This window comes from Actinomyces sp. Marseille-P3109 (genome assembly GCF_900323545.1).
GTDB lineage: Bacteria > Actinomycetota > Actinomycetes > Actinomycetales > Actinomycetaceae > Actinomyces.
The window spans coordinates 1,336,553-1,358,719 of the sequence record NZ_OOHN01000008.1; the positions used below are offsets into that span (position 1 = coordinate 1,336,553).

The following is a 22,167-nucleotide window of genomic DNA, read 5'->3' on the forward strand; positions in this document are numbered from 1 at the left end:
AGCGGCCTGGGAGAGATGTCCTCTCCCAGGCCGCCTCACACGTCGGTCCGCCGATCAGGTCGACGGTATGACCGCAGCGCGGTGATGCTGCTGCGTTGTCGGGCGATCTCGCGCCAGGCGCTCACAGGGTCTCGCGCACGGCGCGGGCGGCACCCACGAGACTGGCCAGGCTGGCCTCGGTCTCGGCGTAGGCGCGGGTCTTGAGGCCGCAGTCGGGGTTGACCCACACCTTCTCGGCGCCCAGGGCGTCCACGGCCCGCTGGAGCAGGTCGGTGCACTCGGCCTGGCTGGGCACGCGCGGGGAGTGGATGTCCCACACGCCCGGGCCGAGCTGGCGCTCGAAGCCGTGCTCGGCCACGGCGGGCAGGATGTCCATGCGTGAGCGGGATGCCTCAATGGAGGTGACGTCGGCGTCGAGGTGGTCCACCGCGTCGATGACGACGTCGAACTCGGAGTAGCACAGGTGGGTGTGGACCTGGGTGGCGGGGGCCGCCCCTCCGGTGGCCAGGCGGAAGGAACCGACGGACCATTCCAGGTAGGCGGGGCGGTCGGCTCGACGCAGCGGCAGTGTCTCGCGGATGGCGGGCTCGTCGACCTGGATGACACCGATGCCGGCGGCCTCGAGGTCTGCGACCTCCTCGCGCAGGGCCAGGCCCAGCTGGTCGGCGACCTGGGCTCGCGGGATGTCGTCGCGCACGAAGGACCAGGCCATGATCGTCACCGGACCGGTGAGCATGCCCTTGAGGGGCTTGTCGGTCAGTGACTGGGCGTAGGCCGACCAGGTCACCGTCATGGGCTCGGGGCGGGCGACGTCGCCCCACAGGATGGAGGGGCGGGTGCAGCGCGATCCGTAGGACTGGACCCAGCCGTGCTCGGTGGTCACGAAGCCGTCGAGAAGCTCGGCGAAGTACTGGACCATGTCGTTGCGCTCGGCCTCGCCGTGCACCAGCACGTCCAGGCCGAGGCGCTCCTGGAGGGCGACGACGCTGGCGATCTCGGTGCGCATGGCGGCGTCGTAGGCGGCCTCGTCGATCTCTCCCCTGCGCCAGGCGGCGCGGGCCTTGCGGATCTCGGCGGTCTGCGGGAAGGAGCCGATGGTGGTGGTGGGCAGCTCAGGCAGGCCGAGGCGCTCGTCCTGGGCGGTCTTGCGCTCGGCATAGGGGGCGCGAGTGCGGTCGCCCTCCGTGATGGCATCGACGGCGGCGCGCACCTCGTCGCGGTGCACCCCGGGGTGGGCGGCGCGCTGATGGCGCAGGTCGGCGTCCTGGGCGAGTTCTGCGGCGATGGCCTCGCGGCCCTGGGCGAGCCCCCTGGCCAGGGTGATGACCTCGCCGACCTTCTGGTCGGCGAAGGCGAGCCAGGAGCGGATCTGCGGGTCGATGGCGGTCTCGCGCTCGACGTCGTGGGGCACGTGCTGCAGGGAGGTGGAGGTCGCCACAGTGATGGGGGTGCCCTCGGGCAGGCTCTCGCGCAACCGCTCGAGCGTGCTCATTGCCTTGTCCAAGTCGGTGCGCCAGATGTTGCGTCCCGAGACGACGCCGGCGACGACGGCCTTGCCCTCGAGAGCGGCCAGGTCACCGGCCTCGGGCAGGGAGCCGGCCACGAGGTCGAGGCCCACGGCCTCGATCGGGGCCTGCCCGAGCACGGGCAGGGCGTCGCCCAGGGAGCCGTAGGTGCCGGCCACGAGGATCTGGGGGCGCTCCACGATGGCGCCCAGCCAGGTGTAGGCGTCGCGCACGGCGTCGAGGATGCGCCCGCGATCGATGTTCCAGGAGTCGGAGACCAGAGCCGGTTCGTCGAGCTGGACCCAGGTGGCGCCGGCCTTGTGCAGGTCCATGAGCAGGTGGCCGTAGGCGTGCAGGACGTCTCCGAGCCGGTCCAGGGGGTGGAAGCCCTCGGCCGCCTCGTCGGAGGGCTTGGCCATGAGCAGGTAGCTCACCGGTCCCACGACGACGGGGCGGACCTCCACCCCGGTCTCCTTGGCCTCACGGACCTGGTCGGCGATGGCGGCGTCCACGTAGCCGATGGGGGTGGAGGCGTCGATCTCGGGGACCAGGTAGTGGTAGTTGGAGTCGAGCCACTTGGTCATCTCCAGGGCGGGGCGCGCGCCCTCGCCGCGAGCCAGCGTGAAGTAGCCCTCCACGTCGAGGGCGCCGTCGGCGTCCAGCAGGTCACGGAAGCGGGCCGGGGCGGCACCCAGGGTGGCCGTGACCTGGAGGACCTGGTCGTAAAGGGTGAAGTCCGCGGGAACCGAGGAGGACTGGGTCAGGCCCAGGTCGGCCAGGCGCGTGCGGGTCGCCGCACGCAGCTCCGAGGCGGCGTGACGGAGCTCGTCGACGTCCAGGTTGCCCTTCCAGAAGGACTCGACGGCGCGCTTGAGCTCGCGGTCCCTACCGATACGGGGGTAGCCCAGGATAGTGGCGCCCGGCAGACCGACCGCGGGGACCTGCGACTCGGTCAGGGCGATCTCCGCCGGTGAGGCGGTGGTGGCCGGCTCAGGGGTTGCGCTCATGCGTTCTCCTTGATGATGGTGGTGTGGGGCTGGACGGAGTGATGGGACAGGGCTGCTGCGCCGGGGAGCCGCAGCGCAGGAAGGACGGACCGCGGCCGGGCGTCGCCTGGAGGTAGCCGCGGTCCACAGCGTCGCGCACCTCGCGGTCGGGGGCGGCTCCGGCCAGGATGCCGCCCAGACGCAGGTGGCTGATGACATCGAGGGCCGGACGGGTCCGGTTGAAGGTGTACAGGTGCAGTCCGGGCGCCCCGGCGCGCAGCAGCGCCGTGGCCAGGTCCAGCGTGGCGCCGATGCCTCGTTCCACGAGGGTCGCACCGCTGGCCGAGCCCAACGAGGAGTGCAGGCTCTCCGGCACCCGGACCCCGGTGAGCGCCTCGAGGCGGGTGAGCCGGCGCAGGTCGGTCAGCGGAATGACCCCGGGCAGGATGGGGATGGTCACGCCCGCGTAGGAGGCGGCATTGGTCAGGGCCACGTAGTCGGCCGGGTCGTAGAAGACCTGGGTGATGGCCAGATCAGCCCCGGCCGCCTGCTTGGCGGCCAGCACCTCGATGGCCTTGATGTGGTCGTTCGTGGCCGGGTAGGCGGCGACCGCGATGGTGACGTGGCGCTTGCCGTCGCCGAAGAAGTCGGCCTCGACCTCCCGGATGACCCGAACGAGGTCGTCGGCGTGGCGCAGCTCCCCGGCGACGTCGTCGGCCCGAGTACCGGCAGGAGGGTCGCCGCGCAGGGCCAGGAAGCGTCGCACCCCCATGCGCAGGAAACGGGTGACGATGTCGACGGCCTCCTGCTTGCAGTATCCGATGCAGGTCAGGTGGGCCATGAGGGGGATGGTGCTGGACTCGAGCACGTGAGCGAGCACCCCCTCGGAGGGGTTGGTCTCCTCCTGGACCACTCGTACTCGTGGGGTCTCATCCCGCTGTGGCCGCACCGCCCCTATGCGACCCGTGCCGCGCTCCTCCTGGTGGGCTTCCGGCGCTGGATCGGTGACGAAGGTGGGCCGGTAGGTCACTGACACGAAGTCGGGGCCGGTGGCCAGGAGCTTGTCGATGCGCCCCCAGGTGGCCGAGGCTGCCTTGCCCGGGCGCGGGGGGAAGAGCTCCAGACTGACGGTTGGCAGTGGCCGGGTTGCTTCCGCACCGGCGCTGTCTGCCTGCCCGCCATGGCCCCCGCCTGAGGGGGTGGGCTCGTTGTCTCGCACGTCGTCTCCATCGATCCTGGCTGAAGCACCCGCGCACCGGGTTGCTGCGGCGTCATCGAACCAGGTCTCTCGGCCGCTCTGGATGGTCGAGCGTATCAAACCACGACCGTCCCCTCGCCCAACCGACGTCCCAGATAATGAGAACATTCGGTCCGACTTCTGTCACACCGTGCCCGCGCGGGGCAAGCACAGGGCTGGTGCGGGGCTAGCGCGGAACTAGCGCGGAGCTCCGCCCCATCGCTCCCAGCAGGCGAGCCTCTGGGGCGCCGCCCAGCTGTCATCACTGGTACCTACCTCGCCCGTGGCCGCCGAGACCACGAGCGCCGCCAGGCCGGGCTCGTCCCGAGCTGCGCAGTCGTGGTCGATCATGCTGAGGAGGGGCCCCATATGACGCGGCAGCACGCTCCGTCCGATCGCGTCACTGAGCTCTCCGTAAGTGATGACTTCACGGTGCTGAGCGACGTCGATGAGGACGGAGCGTGCTGCGCTGGTGGACTGGGCCAGCCTCGGGGTGAGCCGGTACATCCTTTCCCCCACGGGAAAACGGTCACCGACGACGATGGCAAGCGGCTGTGGCACAGTGCGATGATCCGGGATGTCCGGACCCGTTCACAAGATCATGCCGCTGCGCCCCGAGGTCGGCGCTGGTCAGCCGGCCATGCGACGACGCACCAGGGTGATTCCGCCTCCCGCCGCGATGGCGGCAACCGCCATCGCGATGGCGGTCATGCTCGCGCCGGTCAGCGGAAGCCGACCTCCGCCGGCGGCCGCCGCTGCAGCAGCCTGCTGTCCCTGGCCGGCCTCCGCACCGGTGCCGGGCTTGGCGACACTGGAGTTCTTCTGGCCGGCACCCGCCTTGGAGCTGGAGGGGTTGGTGCTCTCGGAGCCGCTGCCCGCCGCCCCGGTGGCGTCAGTGCCGGCTCCGGTGGAGCCGCTGCCCGTCACCCCGGTGGCGTCAGTGCTGGCTCCGGTGGAGCCGCTGCCGTCCTGGGGCGCAGCGCTGGAGGAGGGCTGGCTGGCGCCGTTTCCACCGTTGTTGCCCGCGTTGCCGGCGTTTCCACCGTTGTTGGCGTTGCCCCCGTTGTTGTTGCCGGCGTTTCCAGCGTTGTCGCCGGCGTTGTCACCGGCACCGGGAGTGGCGCCGCCGCCCCAGGCCACGTTGACCAGCGCGCCACGGTCCACGGCGACGTTGGCGCTCACACCGAGGGTCTTGGCGATGTCCTCCGGCAGCGCGTGGCCGGTGCCGGAGGCGGGACTGCCCTCCTTGAGATGGAAGTCGGAGGTCTTGTCCATCGGGTTGGCGGACTCCTTGACGAAGAACGGGTTGTTCTCCGGGGAGCCGTGCAGGTCCAGTCCGTTGGACTCCTTGCCGGCGGCCTTCACGTTCGAGTCGGCCGTGAAGTCGGCGAGCTTCTCGGCGTTGACCGACTGGGTCGAACGGTCGGCGCCCCAGTTCCACAGGACCGTGGTCGACAGGGTCGCGGGGTTCTCGTGGCGGTAGTAGGCGTCGTAGTCGATGGTGGAGACCATCTCGTTGGCGTAGACCGCGCCGGAGCCATCATCGTTGGCCCCGCCAAGGACCTGGACCATGGCCGAGTACCGCCACTCGTCCCCGGGCTTGGGGGTGGTCTGCTCGGAGGAGAAGATGTTGTTCATGACGGTGGTGTTGGTGGTGTCCCAGCTCATTCCGTGCTCGGCGCTCCACTTCTGCACCCGAGTGCACACGCCCTGGGCATTGCGGGCGTTGCAGCCGTCAGAGCGGGTGTCCTCCTGGATCCACAGGCTGGTGAGCGCGTGGGAGACGGTGTTGTTCCACACCCGGGTGTCGTTGGAGCCGGAGATGTGGATGCCCACGCCGGCGCCGGCCACGATGTTGGAGGCAATGAGGTTGTTGGAGGAGACCTCGTTGAAGATGGCCACCGGGACGTTGACGAAGTAGTTACCGACGATCTCGGAGTCCATCACGCCCTCGTCGAACCAGATGCCCGCGCCGCGGTTCTGGTCGTAGGCCGTGGGGTCTGAGATGTCCACGCCGGTGGCCGAGTAGTCCACGGTGTTGTTGGCGAAGCGGATGTTCTTCGAGTGGGTGATCTTGGTGTCGGCCAGAGTGCAGTAGGCGCCGCAGTCCTTCGTGATGAAGCCGGAGGTGTTGTTGTTCCTCCACAGGTTACCCTCCACCTTGGCACCGCTGGAGTCGTTGATCCCGAAGGCGTTGGAGCCGTTGTTCTCGAACAGGTTGTTCGTCACCGCGGCGTTGGTGGAGTCGATGACCTGCAGCGCACCGGCGGTCGAGGAGTACCGGAAGGTCGAGTTCTCGATGCGGGGGCTGCCGTGCGCGGCCACAACCGTTCCGCCACCGGAGATCGTGCCGATCTCCGGGTCCTGGTAGTCCCAGCGCTGGACTGCGGAGTACTTCTCCACCGTCAGCCCGGACAGGGCGATGTTGTCGGTGTTGAAGGACAGGGCTCGGGAGTGCTGGACGACCTCGACCTGGTGCTGGCTGGGGTCGACGCCGACGACGTAGGACGTGCCCCGGTGGGGCTTGACGTTGTAACCGGCCTGGTTGTTGTTGGGGCTCTTGAGAGTGACCGGGTCGGGGTCATCGACGAAGAAGGTGGACTCGGTGACCTCCTCACGGCTGAGCACCTGGGTCAGGGGCTTGCCGTCGACGAACACCTGCTCGGGGTGCGCGGCCAGCCCCTCCTTGGCGGGGTCGGCATTGATGGTGCAGACCGTGCAGAAGCGGACCATGTCCTGGCCGGTGGACCACTTCCCGTCACCTCCTGCACTCCAGTTGGTGGGGACCTCGGCGCCAGTGAGTACCGGCTTGGCGCCCTCGGCGGCCTTGATGGTCACGCCCTTGTCCACAGCGAGCTCACCCTCGCGGTACGTGCCGTTAGCCAGCTCAATGGTGTCGCCGTTGCCGGCTGCCTTGAGAGCGGCTCCGATGGTCTGGAAGGGCTTGGCAGCGGTTCCGTCTCCCGAGTCCGCCCCTCCCTCGGCTGAGACATGGATGGTGTTGCCGTCCGCAGCAGCCGCTTCTGGCGCATGAGTCACAGCCAAAACAGGCGCCGACAGCGATAGAGCGAGTATCGCCATCTGGGCGACGATTCGACGCTTCATGGTGTCTCCGTCTCCGTAGTGTTATCAGAACGCCGTTACCCTACCGTGATAAATCGCGTTTAGCATCCGTTATATCCGCTTACTTCCGAGAGACCCTTCTCTCAACCATGGCGCCCTTACAAACTTGTCCTAGGTGCTACCTGGACCGATGTGCGCTTTCTGTCTCTTTTCTGCAAGGATCAACCTATGACGTACGCAACACCTCAAGACGCATCCCGGTACTCGGCCGTCTCAGTGTCTGGAAGCATCAAGCTCGGCCAGTTCCTCAAGCTGGCCGGCCTGGTGGAGGACGGCGCAGAGGCACGCATCGCCATCCAGTCCGGCGACGTCACGGTCAACGGGTCCACGGAGACACGTCGCGGGCACCATCTCTCCGACGGCGACGTGGTGGTCGTCGATCACCCCACCGGCCGGCTCTGCGCCGTCGTTGAGCAGCTGGGGTCCGAGGAGTGACCCCGGACCCCAGGAGGATCGGACAGACACCGGCAGGCGTCGACGGCGGCTATCGCGCCTGATCGTCGCCAGGTGCCGTATCGATGTCGTCGCCGATGTCGCTGCCGCTGACGGCGGACAGCGTGGTGTGCAGCTCGATGGTCTCCACCTCGTGACGCTCGCTGACGGTGGTGACCGCGGTGGTCACCGAGTCGATCAGGACCTGGTTGGCCAGCGAGTGCCGCAGCAGCATCGGATCATTGTTGAGATCCTTGTAGAGCGAGACGCACAGCAGCAGCATGACGATGACGAACGGCAGGGACGAGACGATCGTGATGTCGCGCAGGCCGGTGAGCACCTCCTCGGGATCATCACCTCCGGCGAGCAGCATGGCCGAGGCCACCGCGCCGGTGGCCACGCCCCAGAAGACGACCGTGAAACGGCTCGGCTCGATCGCCCCTCTTTCCGACAGACCCCCCATGACGATGGAGGCGGAGTCGGCACCGGTGACGAAGAAGATCGCTACCAGCACGACCGCCAGGACCATGAGCACGATGAGGACCACTCTGTGCACGGGCATGGCGTTGAGCAGGTCGAACAGGATGGTGTCGAAATCCAGGTCGGGGGTGCCGTCGCCCTTGAGGTGGGCCAGGGCGTCCGCCGTCCTACCGGCCTGCTCGGCGCGTTCCTGGAGCCCGATGGCGCCACCACCGAAGATGGCGAACCAGATGAGGGAGACGACCGAGGGGACGAACATGACACCGCTGACAAACTGACGGATGGTGCGGCCACGCGAGATCCGGGCGATGAACATGCCCACGAAGGGGGTCCAGGAGATCCACCAGGCCCAGTAGAAGATCGTCCAGGAGGACAGCCAGTCGGACATGTCCTTGTTTCCGACCGCCGCGGTGCGCGAGGCCATGGCGGGCAGCTCATCGATGAAGTCACCGATCGCCGAGGGAATGATATTGAGGATGAACAGTGTGGGCCCACCGACGAAGACGATGATCGCCAGGAGCACGGCCAGCACCATATTGATGTTCGACAGCCACTGGATGCCCTTCTCGATGCCGGAGATGGCGGAGGCGACGAAGCAGGCGGTCAGGACCGCGATGATCACGACCAGCATCCCGGAGCTCGACTTGTCGACGAGGTTGGTCGACTCCATCCCGCCACCGATCTGCAGCGCCCCCAGACCCAGGGAGCAGGCGGATCCGAACAGGGTGGCCACAATCGCCAGGATGTTGATGATGCGCCCTCCGATGCCATCGATGGCTTGGCGCCCGAACAGGGAGGTGAACATCGCGGAGAAGAGCTGGGACCGTCCCAGGCGGTAGGTTCCGTAAGCCATGCCGAGCCCCACGAGGGCGTACATCGCCCACGGGTAGATGGTCCAGTGGAACAAAGCGGTTCCCATCGCGGTGCTGGCGGCCTTCGCCGTCTGCGGATCGACAGTGCCCGGTGGAGGCGACATGTAGAAGTACAGCGGCTCACCGACTCCGTAAAAAATCAGGCCGATACCCATCCCGGTCGCGAACATCATGGAGACCCATGAGCTGGTGCTGTACTCGGGCTCCTCGGCGTCCCCGCCCAGCGGGATCTTGCCGAACCGGGAGGCGGCCACGAAGATGACGAAGACGACGAACAGGGTTGACGACAGGACGAACAGCCACCCGAAGTTGCTGATCGTCCTGCTCAAGGCCCACTTGGAGACTCGCCCCAGCCCGTGCCGATCGATGAAGCCCCATGCCACGAAAGCAAGGGTGGCGGTCGCGGCGACGCCGAAGACCACCTTGTCCATTCCCTCACCCGTGTCATGGGGCTGGCGGGACACCGATCTTCTCAGGCGCTCAAGCAGGTGGCGCTGCCGCCGCTTCACCGTTGCCCGAGACGTCTGAAAGGCCGGTGTGGCGGTTGCCGCCTGGGACAGATCCTCTTCGTGTAGGAAAGCCTCCGGCTCCGGTCTGCGCGTCATCGTTGGAGGGTTCAGGTCCTCGTCACTCATCAAATAACCTCATAGACAATACAGTCAATGACTGCTAGGGACATCACGAGCGTATCAAGACGCCGAGGGGCTGCCACCTGTGAGCAGGCTTAAAAGGGCTCCCTGAGGACGATGCAATGACGCCCCAAAGTTCGCATCGGCCAACCTGTGAGTAGGCTCAGAACGCCTCTGACCTGCTACTTGTCGGGCCTCGTTCAGGGCACGGTCCGATCACGACCACCGCGCCCCCTCGATGCTCGAACCAGATTGTGTGAGTTCGGCTGCATCGGGGGTTATCGCCACGGCAGGCGCACAGTCAGTGCCGTATCAGTGGCGCAGGCAGCCCGGCCCCAGCAGAGCCTTGATGTCGGAGTAGAAGGCCGGTGAGGCCTCCACCCGCAACGAGGCGTCCAGCTGAGTGCGCACCTCGCGCCCCGGACTGGTCAGCGTCAGGCGTACCGTGGATCCTCCCGGGTGCTTGGTGAGCACGTCCTTGAACTGCTCCACCAGTGGCCCGGTGCAGCGGTTGGTGGGCAGCGTGATGAGGACCGCCTCATGGGCGGCGCTGGAGATGTCCGGGATCGTCATCTCCTGGGCGTAGAGAGCCACCTGGCCGTCGCGCCGGTTGAGGCGCCCGCGTACCGTCACCACGGTGTCGGGGGCGAGCATGGTGGAGACGGTCTGATAGGTCTGGGGGAAGAAGAGCACCTCGATGCTCCCGGCCAGGTCCTCGATCTGGGCGATGGCCCACAGGTTGCCCTGCTTGGTGGTCTTGCGGGTCAGTGAGGTGATGAGGCCGGCGATGGTGACCATGGCGCCGTCGGGCAGCTCGTCGTTCTCGTGGAGCTCGGAGATCTCCTTGTCTGCGAGCTTGCCGAGCAGTCCCTCCAGGCCCATGAGGGGGTGGTCGGAGACGTAGAGCCCCAGCATGTCGCGCTCGTAGGCGAGCTTGTCCTTCTTGTCCCACTCGGGAAGGTCGGGGACGTCGGAGGAGAAGACCGGGCCGTTGCCGAAGGGGGAGGCGCCGTCGCCGTCGGAGCCGCCTGTCAGGGAGGCGAACAGGTCGAACTGGCCGGCTGCCTCGTTGCGCTTGACACCGATGACCTCGTCGACGAAGTCCTCGTGGCAGGTCTGCAGGGAGCGCCGGGTGTGTCCCAGCGAGTCGAAGGCACCGGCCTTGATGAGGGAGTCGATGGTGCGCTTGTTGCACACGACGGCGGGGACCTTGTCGAGGAAGTCCTCGAAGGAGGTGAACTCCCCCTTGTCCTCGCGGGTCGTCACGATTGCCTCGACGACGTTCATTCCCACGTTGCGCACCGCGGACAGTCCGAAGCGCACGTCCTCATTGACGGCGGAGAACTGGGCCCGTGAGGCGTTGACGTCCGGGGGCAGCACGGTGATGCCCATGTGACGGCACTCCCCCAGGTAGACGGCCAGCTTGTCCTTGTTGTCCTTCTGGCTGGTGAGCAGGGCCGCCATGTACTCGGTGGGGTAGTGCGCCTTGAGATAGGCGGTCCAGTAGGAGACAACGCCGTAGGCTGCCGAGTGGGCCTTGTTGAAGGCGTACTTGGCGAAGGGGACCACGACGTCCCACAGGGTCTTGACGCTCTCCTTGGAGAAACCGGCTTGGACCATGCCGGCCTCGAAATCGACGAACATCTTGGCCAGGATGTCCATCTTCTTCTTCCCCATGGCCTTGCGCAGCGCATCGGCCTTACCCATGGAGAAGCCCGCCAGGTCGGTGGCGATCTTCATCACCTGCTCCTGGTAGACGATGAGGCCGTGGGTGGTTCCCAGGATCGGCTCGAGGGCCTCCTTGAGCTCGGGGTGGATCGGAACGACCTCCTGCAGGCCGTTCTTGCGCAGCGCGTAGTTGGTGTGCGACTCCGCACCCATGGGGCCGGGACGGTAGAGGGCGCCGACGGCGGAGATGTCCTCGAAGTTGTCGGGTTTCATCAGGCGCAGCAGCGTGCGCATCCCACCGCCATCGAGCTGGAAGACGCCCAGGGTCTCGCCGCGTGAGAGCAGCTCGTAGGTGCCGCGGTCGTCGAGCTCGACATGGTCGATGTCCAGGGCGGGCTTGCCGTTGGCGACGATGTTGTCCAGGGCGTCGGAGATGACCGTGAGGTTGCGCAGCCCCAGGAAGTCCATCTTGAGCAGGCCCAGGTGCTCGCAGGTGGGGTAGTCGAACTGGGTGATGACGGCGCCGTCCTGGAGACGCTGCATCATGGGGATGATGTCGGTCAGCGCCGCCGAGGACATGATGACGGCGCAGGCGTGGACGCCCCACTGGCGGGTCATGCCCTCCAGCCCCTTGGCCAGCTCAACGATCTTCTGGGCGTCGGGGTCCTCGGCATGCAGCTTGCGGAACTCCTCGGCCTCCCCGTAGCGCTCGTCGTCGGGGTTGAAGATGCCCTTGATGGAGATGTCCTTGCCCTGGACCGAGGGGGGCATGGCCTTGGTGAGGCGGTCGCCGACGGCGTAGGGGTAGCCCATGACGCGGCTGGAGTCCTTCAGGGACTGCTTGGCCTTGATGACGCCGTAGGTGACGACCTGGCTGATGCGGTCGGCGCCGTACTTCTCACGCACGTACTCGATGACCTCGTCGCGCCGACGCTCGTCGAAGTCGACGTCGATGTCGGGCATGGAGATGCGCTCGGGGTTGAGGAAGCGTTCGAAGATGAGCCCGTGGCGCAGCGGGTTGAGCTCGGTGATGCCCATCGCGTAGGCCACCATGGACCCGGCGCCCGAGCCGCGTCCCGGCCCCACCCGGATGCCATGGGCCTTGGCCCAGTTGATGTAGTCGGCCACCACGAGGAAGTAGCCGGGGAAGCCCATCTGGGTGATGACGCTGATCTCGTACTCGGCCTGCTTGCGGCAGTCCTCGGGGATGTCTCCGTTGAAGCGGTGGTCCATGCCGCGCCAGCACTCCTTGATGAACCACGACTCGTCGGTCTCGCCCTCGGGGACGGGGAAGGCCGGCATGAAGGAGGCACCCTCGTCCACGGTGCGGAAGCGCACGTTGCACTGCTCGGCCACGAGCAGGGTGTTGTCGCAGGCCTGGGGCATCTCGGAGAAGAGGCGGCGCATCTCGGCGCCGGGGCGCAGGTAGTAGGTGTCGCCGTCGAACCTGAAGCGGTCGGGGTCGGAGAGCACCGAGCCGGAGTTGATGCACAGCATCGCGTCCTGGATGGTGCGGTCCTCGGGACGCACGTAGTGGGAGTCGTTGGTGGCCAGCAGCGGGGCGCCGATCTGCTGAGCCAGGCGCAGCAGGTCCTTGGTGACGCGCCGCTCGATCTCCAGGCCGTGGTCCATGAGCTCGACGTAGAAGAACTCCTTGCCGAAGATGTCCTGGAGCTCCCCGGCGGCTCGCAGGGCCTCGTCCCACTGGCCCAGGCGCAGTCGGGTCTGAACCTCCGACGACGGGCAGCCGGTGGTACCGATGAGGCCGGATCCGTAGCGGGAGAGCAGCTCTCGGTCGATGCGCGGGGCCTTGCCCCACTGACCTTCCAGGGAGGCGAAGGAGTCCATGCGCATGAGGTTGTGCAGCCCCTCGTCGTTGCGCGACAGCAGGGTCATGTGCGTGTAGGAGCCGCGGGCGGAGACGTCGTCGCTCCTCTGGGACTCCTCGCCCCAGAAGACACGGGTCTTGTCGAAGCGGGAGGTGCCCGGGGTCATGTAGGCCTCCACCCCGATGATCGGCTTGATACCGACGGCCTTGGCGGCCGAGTAGAACTCGTAGGCACCGAACATGTAGCCGTGGTCGGTGATCGCCAGGGCGGGCTGGCCCAGGCGCTTGGCCTCGGCCACGTAGTCCTTGATCTTTCCGGCGCCGTCCAGCATCGAGTAGTCGGTGTGGACGTGGAGGTGGACGAAGTCGTCCTTGGGGGCCGAAACTTCCTGACTGCTCATCTCCGCCATGGCCCCATCCTAGGCCCGTGCGGCCCCTCGTCCATGGGAGGCGGCCAGCGGCTGTGTCGACCGAAAACCATTGTGCCAGCTGGACATTCCCGGCCTGGCTGAGGAACCGCGTGTGAGAAATCCGCCGCGCGTGGAAGAGGTCGGGGCGCATGGCGCTCGGCAGCGGGGCGTCGTCAGGCCCGGGAGCGGGCGGCGGCCTCGCGCGGGGCCAGGACGGCGTGGGCGAGGTCGAGCACGGGCGTGGGCACGCCCGCCTCGTCTCCGGCTCGGCACAGGGCACCGAGCTGAGCGTCGAACTCGCTGGGCAGGCCGGCGGCGATATCGCGCTGCATCGAGGTGGTGGCGCCAGCCGGCTGGGCATCGGCCATGGCGAGCACGGCGGCGACCGGGTCAGGGGCCCGGGCCGTAGCCAGGTGGTGGCCGAGGGCTGCTGCGACGTCGACGACCTCTCCTGCGGCCTGGGTGAAGGCGTCCCGCAGATCCGTGCGCAGCACGCCGATGGAGGCGTCGGTGGCGGCGCCGAGAGCACCCTGGACGACGACGAAGGAGACCTTGCGCCACAGCTCTGCCCAGATGGAGTCGGGGACCCATGCGCGGATGCCGGCGGCCTCCAGGGCCTCGACAGCGGCAGTGGCGCGAGCGGAGGCGCCGCCGCCCCACTCCCCCAGGGCCAGGGAGCCGACGCTGCCGATGGTGCGGACAGTACCGCGTGAGACGACGGCGGAGTAGACGCGGGCGACTCCGGGCAGGACGTGCTCCTCTCCGACGGCGTCGGCGAGCAGTCCGGGAGCGCTGATCCCGTTCTGAGTGGAGACCACACCGGTGCCGGGGCCGGTCAGCCGCCTGAGCGCAGGCGCCAACGCGGGCAGCGCGTCGACCTTGGTGGTCACGAGGACCAGGTCCGGGCGACCGTCCAGGGCGTCGACGAGCCTGTCCGGATCATCACTGGCCAGCGGCTGCTCGATGCGGGCGGTCACGGTACCGGGTTCGCCGCCGGAGCCGTCGAGCAGCGTCAGTCCTTCCAAGCGCAGTGCCTCCAGGGTGCCTCCGTGAACGAGGAACCCGATCTGCTGACCGCTCGCTGCCAGCCGGGCACCGAGCCAGCCGCCTATGCCTCCGGCACCGATGACGACGATACGCATCAGCGTCTCCTCTCGCTTCTGCTTCTATGTGTTCGTCTCTTTGCCTGCGCGTGGCTCGGCCCTCAGTGGCCGGCCACAGGTGGCGCTGCCAGCACTGTCCGCGGCGCTGACGGTGCTAACGGTGCGGGCCATGTCCTGGTGCCAGATGCCTGCGTCGAGGTAGCGGCGGCCGTTCAGGACCCGGTATCCGCAGCGCTCGTAGAAGCCCATGGCCTGCTCCTGAGCGGAGAGAACCACCTCCACGCTGGGATCGCCAAGGTACCTCAGGACGGCTTCCTCGAGGGCGGCGACGACGCGCGCCCCCAGGCCCGCGCCACGGGCGATCCGGCGCACGGCCAGGCGGCCCCTTCGGCGGACACCCGCGCCGTGGGCCGGGAGCTCAAGTCGTCAGGTGACTCTGTCATGATGCCGATCACGGGAGGCGGAGGACGTCGAGGGCGTGGACGAGGTCGGCGGGGTAGGCGGAGGTGAAGACCATGCGCTCACCGGTGATGGGGTGGGTGACGCCGAGCTCACGCGCATGGAGCCACTGGCGGACCAACCCGGTGCGCGCTGTCATGGCCGGGTCGGCGCCATAGGTGGCGTCTCCGACACAGGGGTGGCCGACCGCCGCCATGTGGACACGGATCTGGTGGGTGCGGCCGGTCTCCAGATGGACCTCGGCCAGGCAGGCCCCGGGCATCGCCTCGATGACGTCGTAGTGGGTGATGGACTCGCGTCCACCCTCGATGATGGCCATCTTCCACTCCCGGCTGGGGTGACGGCCGATGGGGGCGTCGATCGTGCCGCGGGAGGGATCGAGATGACCCTGGACCAAGGCGTGGTAGACCTTGTCCACGGCGTGCTCCCGGAAGGCTCGCTTGAGGACCGAGTAGGCCCGCTCCCCCTTGGCCACGATCATGACGCCCGAGGTGCCCACGTCCAGGCGCGAGACGATGCCCTGGCGCTCGGCCGCCCCGGAGGTCGCCACCCGGACCCGCATCGCCTTGAGGGCGCCCAGGACGTCGGGGCCTTCCCAGCCCATGGAGGGGTGGGCGGCGACACCGGCCGGCTTGTCGACGACGACGATGTCCTCATCCTCGTAGAGCAGCTCCATACCATCGACCGGGGTGGGGACAGGCTCAGCGGGACGGGGTGCGGGCATGTCGACCTCGAGGAGGTCGCCGGCGTGCAGACGAGCGGACTTGGCGAGGACCTCACCGTTCCTGCGTACATCACCGGCCTCGCACAGCTCACCGACCCGGCTTCGGGAGAGCCCGGTCATGCGGGCCAGTGCGGCGTCAACCCGGTCACCGTTGCATCCGTCGGGGACGGGCAGGAGGCGCAGGCTCATTGCAGGTCCCCGGGTGTGACCGGCAAGGACTGCTCAGCGCCGCCGGCGCGCCGCCGGGCTCGTGAGGCCCTCGAGGCCTTTGTCGTCGTCTTCCGTGTCGGCTCCTCGCCCCCGGCAGGGGCGTGGGCGTCGTCCGAACCGGCACGCGTCCCATCGACCTCCCAGCCCCCCAGGGACAGGACGATGATGCCCCCGGCGGCGAGAACGATCGCGATGTCTGCGACGTTGCCCACGAAGTAGCCGCCGTAGTCGATGAAGTCGATGACGTGCCCCCGCAGGAACCCGGGCTCACGCAGGAGACGGTCGATGAGGTTGCCGACCGCACCGCCGAGCACCAGCCCCAGGGCCACCGCCCACGAGCGGGAGGCCAGACGCCGGGAGACACGAATGATGACGAGCACCACGCACGAGGCGATGACGGCGAAGATCCACGTCTGCCCGGTGGCGAAGGAGAAGGCGGCCCCGGGATTACGCACCAGCACGAGCCCCAGTGCCCGGCCGAGCAGGGCCGTGTGCCTTCCATCGGCCAGGGCGGAGAGTGCCCACTGCTTGGTGACCTGGTCGACGACGACGATGACGACCGCCACCGCCCACAGCACGGCGACCGGGAGGCGCCTGGCTCGACGACCGCTCACGTCCTGGCCGCCCTGCGCTCCCAAGGCCTTCTCCATGGTGCTGGACGGGCTGTCTGCAGGCGGTGAAACGATGTTGTCTGCGGTTTCCTCCGGAGAGGAGACCGGGTCCACGTGATCTGGCATGAGGCTTTCTCGCATTGCGCTCAGGAGGACAAGTAACGGGTGGCGTGACCGTGCCGAACGAAGGGCGACGACCCGTGCGGGTCGCCGCCCTTCGTAGAAGGCCATGTCAGAGAAAGTCAGAGGAGCCGGTGTACCCCTGGTGGTTGGGAACCAACGCGATGGTGCTCCGTGGACCAGTCCCTGAGATGCTCACGGAGTGGCGTCGCAAGGCGATCACAGCCCCGGAAGTCACAGTCCGGAGATGGAGCTCTCGCCGCCGTCCTCGACGTTGGCCAGCAGGTTCTGCAGGTAGCTCTTGAGGCGAGTGCGGTAGTCGGACTCGAAGCGCCGCAGCTCGTCGATCTTCTGCTCGAGGGCGGAACGCTCCTTCTCCAGCTGGGCCAGAGTCCGGTTGCGCTGGTCCTCGGCCTCACGCACGATCTGCTCACCGGTGGAGCGGGCCTCGGTGACGATGCGCTCGCCCTCGGCCTTGCCGTTGGCGACGTGCTCGTCGTGGAGACGCTGGGCGAGCTCGAGCATGCCGGAAGCGGCTGCTGGGCCCTGGCCACCGGACTCGCCGGAGGGGACAGATGGAACGGACACGGCGGGCTCGGCCTGAACCGGCGAGACAGGGGATGCGGGGGCGGCGGAGATGGCAGCTCCCTCGCCGAGCTGTGCCACCCGGCGGTTGGCGGCCTCGAGCTTGGCCTTGAGGTCGGCGTTCTCAGCCTCCAGCTGACGCATTGCCTCGACTACCTCGTCGAGGAACTCGTCGACCTCGTCCTGCTCGTAGCCCTCGCGGAACTTGGTCGCCTGGAACTTCTTGTTGAGGACGTCGTCTGCTGTCAGCAGCGTCATGGGTCGTCACCTCGGTGTCGTTACGGATAAGGTCACGAGCACCGGGCATCCGGTCACTCATGCGGACAGAGTACCTGAACTCGAGGTTCAGGCCACATCAAGCGCGCTATCTCACGCTGACGTGAGGACAGCACTCTAGCGGTTCATTCACGACTTCACACCCATTCAATGAAGGAAGCGGAGGAACCACTGGAGAATCCAGATCCCGAAGACCAGGACGAGGAAGCTCAGGTCGATGCCGACCCCTCCCAGGCGTGCCATGGGAACTCTCCGACGGATCAGTCGCAGAGGCGGGTCCGTCAGTGCATACACAAGGTTGGCCAGCACCAGGACCAGCCCACGGGGGCGCCACTGGCGGGCGAAGACCTGAACCCAGTCGAGCACGACCCTGACCAGGAGGATGAGGAAGTACAGGCTCAGAATGCTCGACAGAATCCAGGCAAGTGAAGAGACAAGAGTCACGTGTCAGCCAGCTCAGCTCTGGTTGAAGAACCGGCCGTGGGCCTCGGCGACCTCGCCGCCGTCGATCTCGACGCTGGCGGGGGTCAGCAGGAACACACGCGGCGTGACCCGCTCGATGGCTCCATGCAGACCGAAGACCAGGCCGGCGGAGAAGTCGACCATGCGACGCGCGTCGGACTCGCTCATGCCGGTGAGGTTGATGATGACGGGCACACCGTCACGGAACGACTCGCCGATGATCCGGGCCTCGTTGTAGGTCGAGGGGTGCACCGTGACGATACGACGGAGGTCCGGGGTGACGGCTGCGGGCTCGGGAGTCACCGGGGCGGCGAAGTCCTCATAGCCCTCGTCGACGAAGTCCTGCTCGTGCTCCTGCACGGCGTAACCGGTGTCGGCAGCCTCATAGCTGTCCTGGTAGGTCTCCTCCTCCGGCTCCGAGTAGCCGAGGAAACTGGTCATACTGCGCAGCGCGCCCATCTATCGCTCCTTGGTTCGTCCGGTCCCCTGCGTTCCGGATGTGCTGCGACGGTATCCGGCCCCGCGACACCGCACGGGGACCTCAACCCGGCGTGTCATCAACCCCAGGTTCCAGGTAGGTCACGCTCAGGAAGTATTCAGTCACCTGAGCGTCATCGAGGGACCACAACGCCCGCAAGCCTCCCGGTCGTCCCGTCCCGGCGGAAGGAGTAGAAGCGAGGGTCCTCGTAGGTGCACCACTGACTGGCGCTGATGCGCCCCACTCCCGCTCGTTCGAGCTGGGCGATGACGCCGGCGGCCACGTCGAGACCGGGCGTGCCCCACGATGTGCGCGAGGCGCAGGCAGGTTCGCGTTGCGCGGACAGCGTGCGCATGTGATCCGGGACCTCGTAGCAGGAGCCGCAGATCGAGGGTCCGACGGCTGCCCACAGGTCGGCGGGGAGCGCACCCGCGCACCGGAGGGCCTCGATCGTGGCGGGAACGACACCATCGAGCATGCCGCGGCGGCCGGCGTGGACGGCCGCCGTCAGCGAACCGTCCTGGGAGGCCAGCAGGAGGGGAACGCAGTCGGCTACGAGGACGCAGCAGCCGGCAGGAGCTCCGGCCGCCCGGGCATCCAGGACGAGCGCGTCGGCCGTGGGAGTCTGCTCAACCCGAGCGGCGGCGACGACGCTGGAGTGAACCTGATCCATCCAGGCCAGGTGCCGACCCGGCTCGAGCCCGAGCAGCTCCTCGAGCCGATGACGGTGCGCACGGACGCGCTGCGGGTCGTCGCCGACGTGGAGGGCGAGGTTCCAACCGCTGTAGACACCGGTCTCCTCATCACTCCCCCGCACTGCCGCATCAGCACCTTCTCCATGGACAACGGGACGGGCCCGCAGGCCGCGGGCGGTGAAGTACCCGCGGGCCCCCGGGCCCAGATCCACCTCGATCAGGTCTGCTGCCTGGCCGGCACTCGTCTCATGCATCACTGGCTCGTTGTCCCTGAGGCGTCGCCGTATCCCAGGCCGCTCCCGACCGCCGCGCTCAGCGCAGGAAGTCCGGCAGGTCGATCCCGTCGTCGTCGGCGTCGACCCCGATGACCTGCGGGACCTCAAGCTCGGAGACCGGCTGCTGGGCGGGCACGGAGCCGTACGAGTTGTAGGACTCGTCCACGTAGGCGGGCATGCTCCCCGATGAGAGGGCCTCGGCCGCACTGACCTCGGACAGGTGGGCGGCGGCTGCCGGCGATGACGGCGCTGGTGCCAGCGGGACGGGGCGGGTCACCGGGTTCTGCGCGGCATGGGCGCCGCCGCGAGGAGCCGGAGCGGGGGGCAGGTCCTCGACCGGGGAGGAGGGAACCGGCGGGACGGCGGCCCTCGACAGGCGGGTCACCGGGTCGGACAGGCCGCCCACCACCGGTTCGGAGTCGAAGCCGGCAGCGATGACCGTCACCCGGACCTCGTCGCCCAGGGCGCCGTCGACGACGTTTCCGACGATGATGTTCGCCTCGGGGTGTACGGCCTCGCGCACGAGGTTGGCGGCCTCGTTCATCTCGAACAGGCCCAGGTCGGAGCCGCCCTGGAAGAAGAGCAGCACGCCGTGGGCGCCGTCGATCGAGGTCTCCAGCAACGGGGACGCGATGGCCTCCTCGGTGGCCGTGATCGCACGCCCCTCGCCGGTGGCCGAGCCGATACCCATGAGGGCGCTGCCGGCGCCCTGCATGACGGACTTGACGTCGTTGAAGTCGACGTTGATGAGGCCGGGGGTGGTGATGAGCTCGGTGATGCCCTGAACACCCTGAAGAAGAACCTGGTCCGCCTGCTTGAAGGCGTCCACGACGGAGATGTTCTTGTCGGCGATCTGCAGGAGGCGGTCATTGGGGATGACGATGAGGGTGTCGACTTCCTCGCGCAGCGCCTGGACGCCGTCCTCGGCCTGGGCCGAGCGGCGACGCCCCTCGAAGGAGAAGGGGCGTGTCACCACACCGATGGTCAGCGCCCCGATGCTCTTGGCCAGGCGGGCGACCACGGGGGCGGCTCCGGTACCGGTGCCACCACCCTCACCGGCGGTGACGAAGACCATGTCCGACCCATCGAGGGCCTCGCGGATCTCCGACTCGTGGTCCTCTGCGGCCTTGCGGCCGATGGCCGGATCGGCGCCCGCGCCCAGCCCCCGGGTCAGGTCGCGCCCGACATCGAGCTTGACGTCCGCGTCGGACATGAGCAGCGCCTGGGCGTCGGTGTTCACGGCGATGAACTCGACGCCACGCAGGTCGGCCTCGATCATGCGGTTGACGGCGTTGACGCCACCGCCGCCGACCCCGACGACCTTGATCTCTGCCTGGTAGTGCTGTGCGTCGTCCACAGCCATGCTCTCGACCACTGGCGTCCCCTCCGCGAGTTTCGTCATGAGCCCTTGTCGAGGGCTCCCTCAAACCTCAACCTCAAGTTAAGGTCTATACTTATGTCATTCCTTGAATGACTGGCTCAACGCTATGAGACTTCACGGACGTCGAGACGCATTGAAGCCCGGCGTGTTCGTGTGCAGTTGCCTGCGGATTTCCTGCTATAACTCTGCGACTTGTCTGCAATAGACCTGAGCATCGGTTACGCGACCCCCGAGGAAACCGCACCAGCCCGCGCTGACAGAGGTACGGACCACCGGACTCGCCCATAGCGACGGGTGAGCAGAGGTGAGTGAGGTTGATCGGTCAACGCCGTTCAGGATGTTGGTGACGACGTCGAGGACGCCGAAGGGTGGTCGCCGGTGGAGCGCGTCGTGGGGCGGTGGGGCGAGGAGACGTCGTAGATGGAGGCGCTGGTGGTCATGAGGGTCGCCAAGACCCGCGCCTTGAGCGCGTTGTCCTGCGTATCGCCCCAGACCACGCTGGCACCGTTACTCAGAGTGAGGGTGACCTGCCCGGCTTCGGTGGCGCTTCCGCTGGTGACCTGCTCCAGGGTCTCCGGCGTCAGGGATCCCACCACCTGGGTGACGGCGGCGACCTGCTTGGCGGAGATCGCCTGAGATTCACCTGCCCCGCCGTCGGCGGAGTCGGGCACGATGCTCACCAGGCCTGACGGAGCCTCGGGGACCCGCTCGAGGACGACGGCCTCGTTGTCGAGGACCTGGTAGCCGTCCGGTCCCTGGACGGTTGCCACCGGTACCCGCATCGTCAGCTGCACCCGCAGTCCTCGGGGCCAGGCACGGGTCACCTGTGCCTGGCGGACTCGGACCAGATTGTCTCTCACCTGGGTGGAGAGCCGGCCCGTGTCGAGCCGCAGGAGCGAGTCGCCCTCGTAAGAGGCCAGGACCTCACGGACCTGCTGGTCTGAGACACTGCCGTCCGATCCGACCACGGAGATCCTCTGACGCTGCAGGGCCAGCAGAGGCGAGAAGACCAGCGCCCAGGTCACGACGGCGACGGCGAACACGACGGCGACGGCTGCCACCATCCGGCGCAGGCGCAGGCGCCGCAGGGCATGTCGGCGCTCCTTGAGGCGGTCGGCGAGCCCAGTGGAGACGACTCGGTCGTTCCCCCTGGGCAGTGCCATCTGGCGACGGCCGAACACGGTCAGTTCCGTGCTCGACTCAGTACTCGACTCGGTGCTCGACGCACTCTCTAGGCTGGAGGACGTCTCCGCCGCCTCGAGTCCCTTGGGTGAGCCACCGCTGTGCCGCTGCCTGGAGGACACCGAGCGCGAGCCGCCAGCAGAGGGGGAGGTACCCCTCGCAGTGTCCTGGGCCGTGTCCCGGGCTGTCCTGGTGGTCGCGCCGGCGCCAGGAACCCGGGGTCGCCTGGCTGTGCCGGTGGTGGACTGCCGCTCGGCCGCCTTCTCGCTCTGCGGGCTCGACGGGGACTGCCTCGTGCCGTGCTGCCCGGTCCCGCTGCGCTCGGAGCGCGGTGTGCGCCCCGAGCCGCCAGCGGAGCGCGCACGTCGGGCACCGGAGCGGCGCGGAGGGATGGACGCCGGGGTTCCCTGAGACCGGCTGGACGGCTCGGGCCGGG

18 protein-coding genes and 1 riboswitch are annotated in these 22,167 nt (G+C 67.9%); of the genes, 2 read left to right on the top strand and 16 right to left on the bottom strand.

The features are described 5' to 3' along the window. Positions 1-121: 121 nt before the first annotated feature. From metE to BQ8008_RS06095, 4 genes are all read right to left on the bottom strand, one after another. A complete protein-coding gene (gene metE, locus BQ8008_RS06080) occupies positions 122-2,512 on the bottom strand; it encodes a 5-methyltetrahydropteroyltriglutamate--homocysteine S-methyltransferase (protein ID WP_108833233.1) in 2,391 nt (796 codons plus the stop codon). Further along, positions 2,496-3,710: a methylenetetrahydrofolate reductase gene (locus tag BQ8008_RS06085; RefSeq protein WP_234415256.1), complete on the bottom strand. Its 1,215-nt coding sequence runs from the start codon at positions 3,708-3,710 to the stop codon at positions 2,496-2,498. The genes metE and BQ8008_RS06085 overlap by 17 nt, the downstream gene beginning before the upstream one ends. Positions 3,711-3,714: 4 nt before the next feature. Further along, positions 3,715-3,799, bottom strand: a riboswitch (SAM riboswitch). Positions 3,800-3,926: 127 nt separating this feature from the next. Further along, positions 3,927-4,289 carry a hypothetical protein gene (locus tag BQ8008_RS06090; RefSeq protein ID WP_108833234.1) on the bottom strand — a complete coding sequence of 121 codons (363 nt, stop codon included), beginning with the start codon at positions 4,287-4,289 and terminating at the stop codon, positions 3,927-3,929. 69 nt (positions 4,290-4,358) lie between these two features. Then, on the bottom strand, positions 4,359-6,833 hold the full coding sequence (locus BQ8008_RS06095; protein WP_108833235.1) for a right-handed parallel beta-helix repeat-containing protein: 2,475 nt from the start codon (positions 6,831-6,833) through the stop codon (positions 4,359-4,361). Positions 6,834-7,019: 186 nt separating this feature from the next. Between BQ8008_RS06095 and BQ8008_RS06100 the strand changes: the two genes are divergently transcribed. Next, positions 7,020-7,286: an RNA-binding S4 domain-containing protein gene (locus tag BQ8008_RS06100; protein WP_108833236.1), complete on the top strand. Its 267-nt coding sequence runs from the start codon at positions 7,020-7,022 to the stop codon at positions 7,284-7,286. Positions 7,287-7,335: 49 nt separating this feature from the next. Here the strand turns inward: BQ8008_RS06100 and BQ8008_RS06105 are convergent, their stop codons facing one another. The 12 genes from BQ8008_RS06105 to BQ8008_RS06160 form a co-directional block, all read right to left on the bottom strand. Further along, on the bottom strand, positions 7,336-9,270 hold the full coding sequence (locus tag BQ8008_RS06105) for a BCCT family transporter (RefSeq protein WP_108833237.1): 1,935 nt from the start codon (positions 9,268-9,270) through the stop codon (positions 7,336-7,338). A gap of 306 nt (positions 9,271-9,576) precedes the next feature. Then, positions 9,577-13,170, bottom strand: a complete 3,594-nt coding sequence (gene dnaE / locus BQ8008_RS06110) for a DNA polymerase III subunit alpha (RefSeq protein ID WP_108833238.1) — start codon at positions 13,168-13,170, stop codon at positions 9,577-9,579. A gap of 173 nt (positions 13,171-13,343) precedes the next feature. Beyond that, on the bottom strand, positions 13,344-14,312 hold the full coding sequence (locus BQ8008_RS06115; RefSeq protein ID WP_108833239.1) for a ketopantoate reductase family protein: 969 nt from the start codon (positions 14,310-14,312) through the stop codon (positions 13,344-13,346). A gap of 24 nt (positions 14,313-14,336) precedes the next feature. Further along, positions 14,337-14,651, bottom strand: a complete 315-nt coding sequence (locus tag BQ8008_RS06120; RefSeq protein WP_108833240.1) for a GNAT family N-acetyltransferase — start codon at positions 14,649-14,651, stop codon at positions 14,337-14,339. A 73-nt stretch (positions 14,652-14,724) separates the two neighbouring features. Then, the gene (locus tag BQ8008_RS06125; RefSeq protein ID WP_108833241.1) at positions 14,725-15,645 is read right to left on the bottom strand and encodes an RluA family pseudouridine synthase; all 921 of its coding nucleotides are present in this window, start codon (positions 15,643-15,645) and stop codon (positions 14,725-14,727) included. Next, positions 15,642-16,403, bottom strand: a complete 762-nt coding sequence (lspA, locus tag BQ8008_RS06130) for a signal peptidase II (RefSeq protein WP_108833242.1) — start codon at positions 16,401-16,403, stop codon at positions 15,642-15,644. The genes BQ8008_RS06125 and lspA overlap by 4 nt, the downstream gene beginning before the upstream one ends. A 228-nt stretch (positions 16,404-16,631) precedes the next feature. Beyond that, complete coding sequence (locus tag BQ8008_RS06135) at positions 16,632-17,240, bottom strand: DivIVA domain-containing protein (protein WP_108833243.1); 609 nt, start codon at positions 17,238-17,240, stop codon at positions 16,632-16,634. A gap of 165 nt (positions 17,241-17,405) precedes the next feature. Further along, positions 17,406-17,702 (bottom strand): YggT family protein, encoded by a 297-nt coding sequence (locus BQ8008_RS06140; RefSeq protein WP_108833244.1) that lies wholly within the window; start codon positions 17,700-17,702, stop codon positions 17,406-17,408. Between the two features lie 12 nt (positions 17,703-17,714). Next, entirely contained in the window at positions 17,715-18,179 is a 465-nt protein-coding gene (locus BQ8008_RS06145; protein ID WP_108833245.1) for a cell division protein SepF, read from the bottom strand. A 152-nt stretch (positions 18,180-18,331) separates the two neighbouring features. Further along, entirely contained in the window at positions 18,332-19,147 is an 816-nt protein-coding gene (locus BQ8008_RS06150; protein WP_108833246.1) for a polyphenol oxidase family protein, read from the bottom strand. A 58-nt stretch (positions 19,148-19,205) separates the two neighbouring features. Further along, positions 19,206-20,570 (bottom strand): cell division protein FtsZ, encoded by a 1,365-nt coding sequence (gene ftsZ, locus BQ8008_RS06155; protein ID WP_199907946.1) that lies wholly within the window; start codon positions 20,568-20,570, stop codon positions 19,206-19,208. A gap of 311 nt (positions 20,571-20,881) precedes the next feature. Beyond that, positions 20,882-21,730 (bottom strand): cell division protein FtsQ/DivIB, encoded by an 849-nt coding sequence (locus BQ8008_RS06160; protein ID WP_234415258.1) that lies wholly within the window; start codon positions 21,728-21,730, stop codon positions 20,882-20,884. 10 nt (positions 21,731-21,740) lie between these two features. Here BQ8008_RS06160 and BQ8008_RS13320 point away from each other — a divergent pair, with 10 nt between their 5' ends. Next, positions 21,741-22,142, top strand: coding sequence for a hypothetical protein (locus BQ8008_RS13320; RefSeq protein ID WP_159086775.1), 402 nt, complete (start codon positions 21,741-21,743; stop codon positions 22,140-22,142). Positions 22,143-22,167 lie beyond the last annotated feature (25 nt).

Excerpts from the sequence above, each read along its gene's own strand:
- metE (WP_108833233.1), bottom strand. The coding sequence starts at position 2,512 with ATGAGCGCAACCCCTGAGCCGGCCACCACCGCCTCACCGGCGGAGATC.
- BQ8008_RS06095 (WP_108833235.1), bottom strand. The coding sequence starts at position 6,833 with ATGAAGCGTCGAATCGTCGCCCAGATGGCGATACTCGCTCTATCGCTG.
- BQ8008_RS06100 (WP_108833236.1), top strand. The coding sequence starts at position 7,020 with ATGACGTACGCAACACCTCAAGACGCATCCCGGTACTCGGCCGTCTCA.
- BQ8008_RS06105 (WP_108833237.1), bottom strand. The coding sequence starts at position 9,270 with ATGAGTGACGAGGACCTGAACCCTCCAACGATGACGCGCAGACCGGAG.
- dnaE (WP_108833238.1), bottom strand. The coding sequence starts at position 13,170 with ATGGCGGAGATGAGCAGTCAGGAAGTTTCGGCCCCCAAGGACGACTTC.
- BQ8008_RS06115 (WP_108833239.1), bottom strand. The coding sequence starts at position 14,312 with ATGCGTATCGTCGTCATCGGTGCCGGAGGCATAGGCGGCTGGCTCGGT.
- BQ8008_RS06125 (WP_108833241.1), bottom strand. The coding sequence starts at position 15,645 with ATGAGCCTGCGCCTCCTGCCCGTCCCCGACGGATGCAACGGTGACCGG.
- lspA (WP_108833242.1), bottom strand. The coding sequence starts at position 16,403 with ATGCCAGATCACGTGGACCCGGTCTCCTCTCCGGAGGAAACCGCAGAC.
- BQ8008_RS06135 (WP_108833243.1), bottom strand. The coding sequence starts at position 17,240 with ATGACGCTGCTGACAGCAGACGACGTCCTCAACAAGAAGTTCCAGGCG.
- BQ8008_RS06145 (WP_108833245.1), bottom strand. The coding sequence starts at position 18,179 with ATGGGCGCGCTGCGCAGTATGACCAGTTTCCTCGGCTACTCGGAGCCG.
- BQ8008_RS06150 (WP_108833246.1), bottom strand. The coding sequence starts at position 19,147 with ATGCATGAGACGAGTGCCGGCCAGGCAGCAGACCTGATCGAGGTGGAT.
- ftsZ (WP_199907946.1), bottom strand. The coding sequence starts at position 20,570 with ATGACGAAACTCGCGGAGGGGACGCCAGTGGTCGAGAGCATGGCTGTG.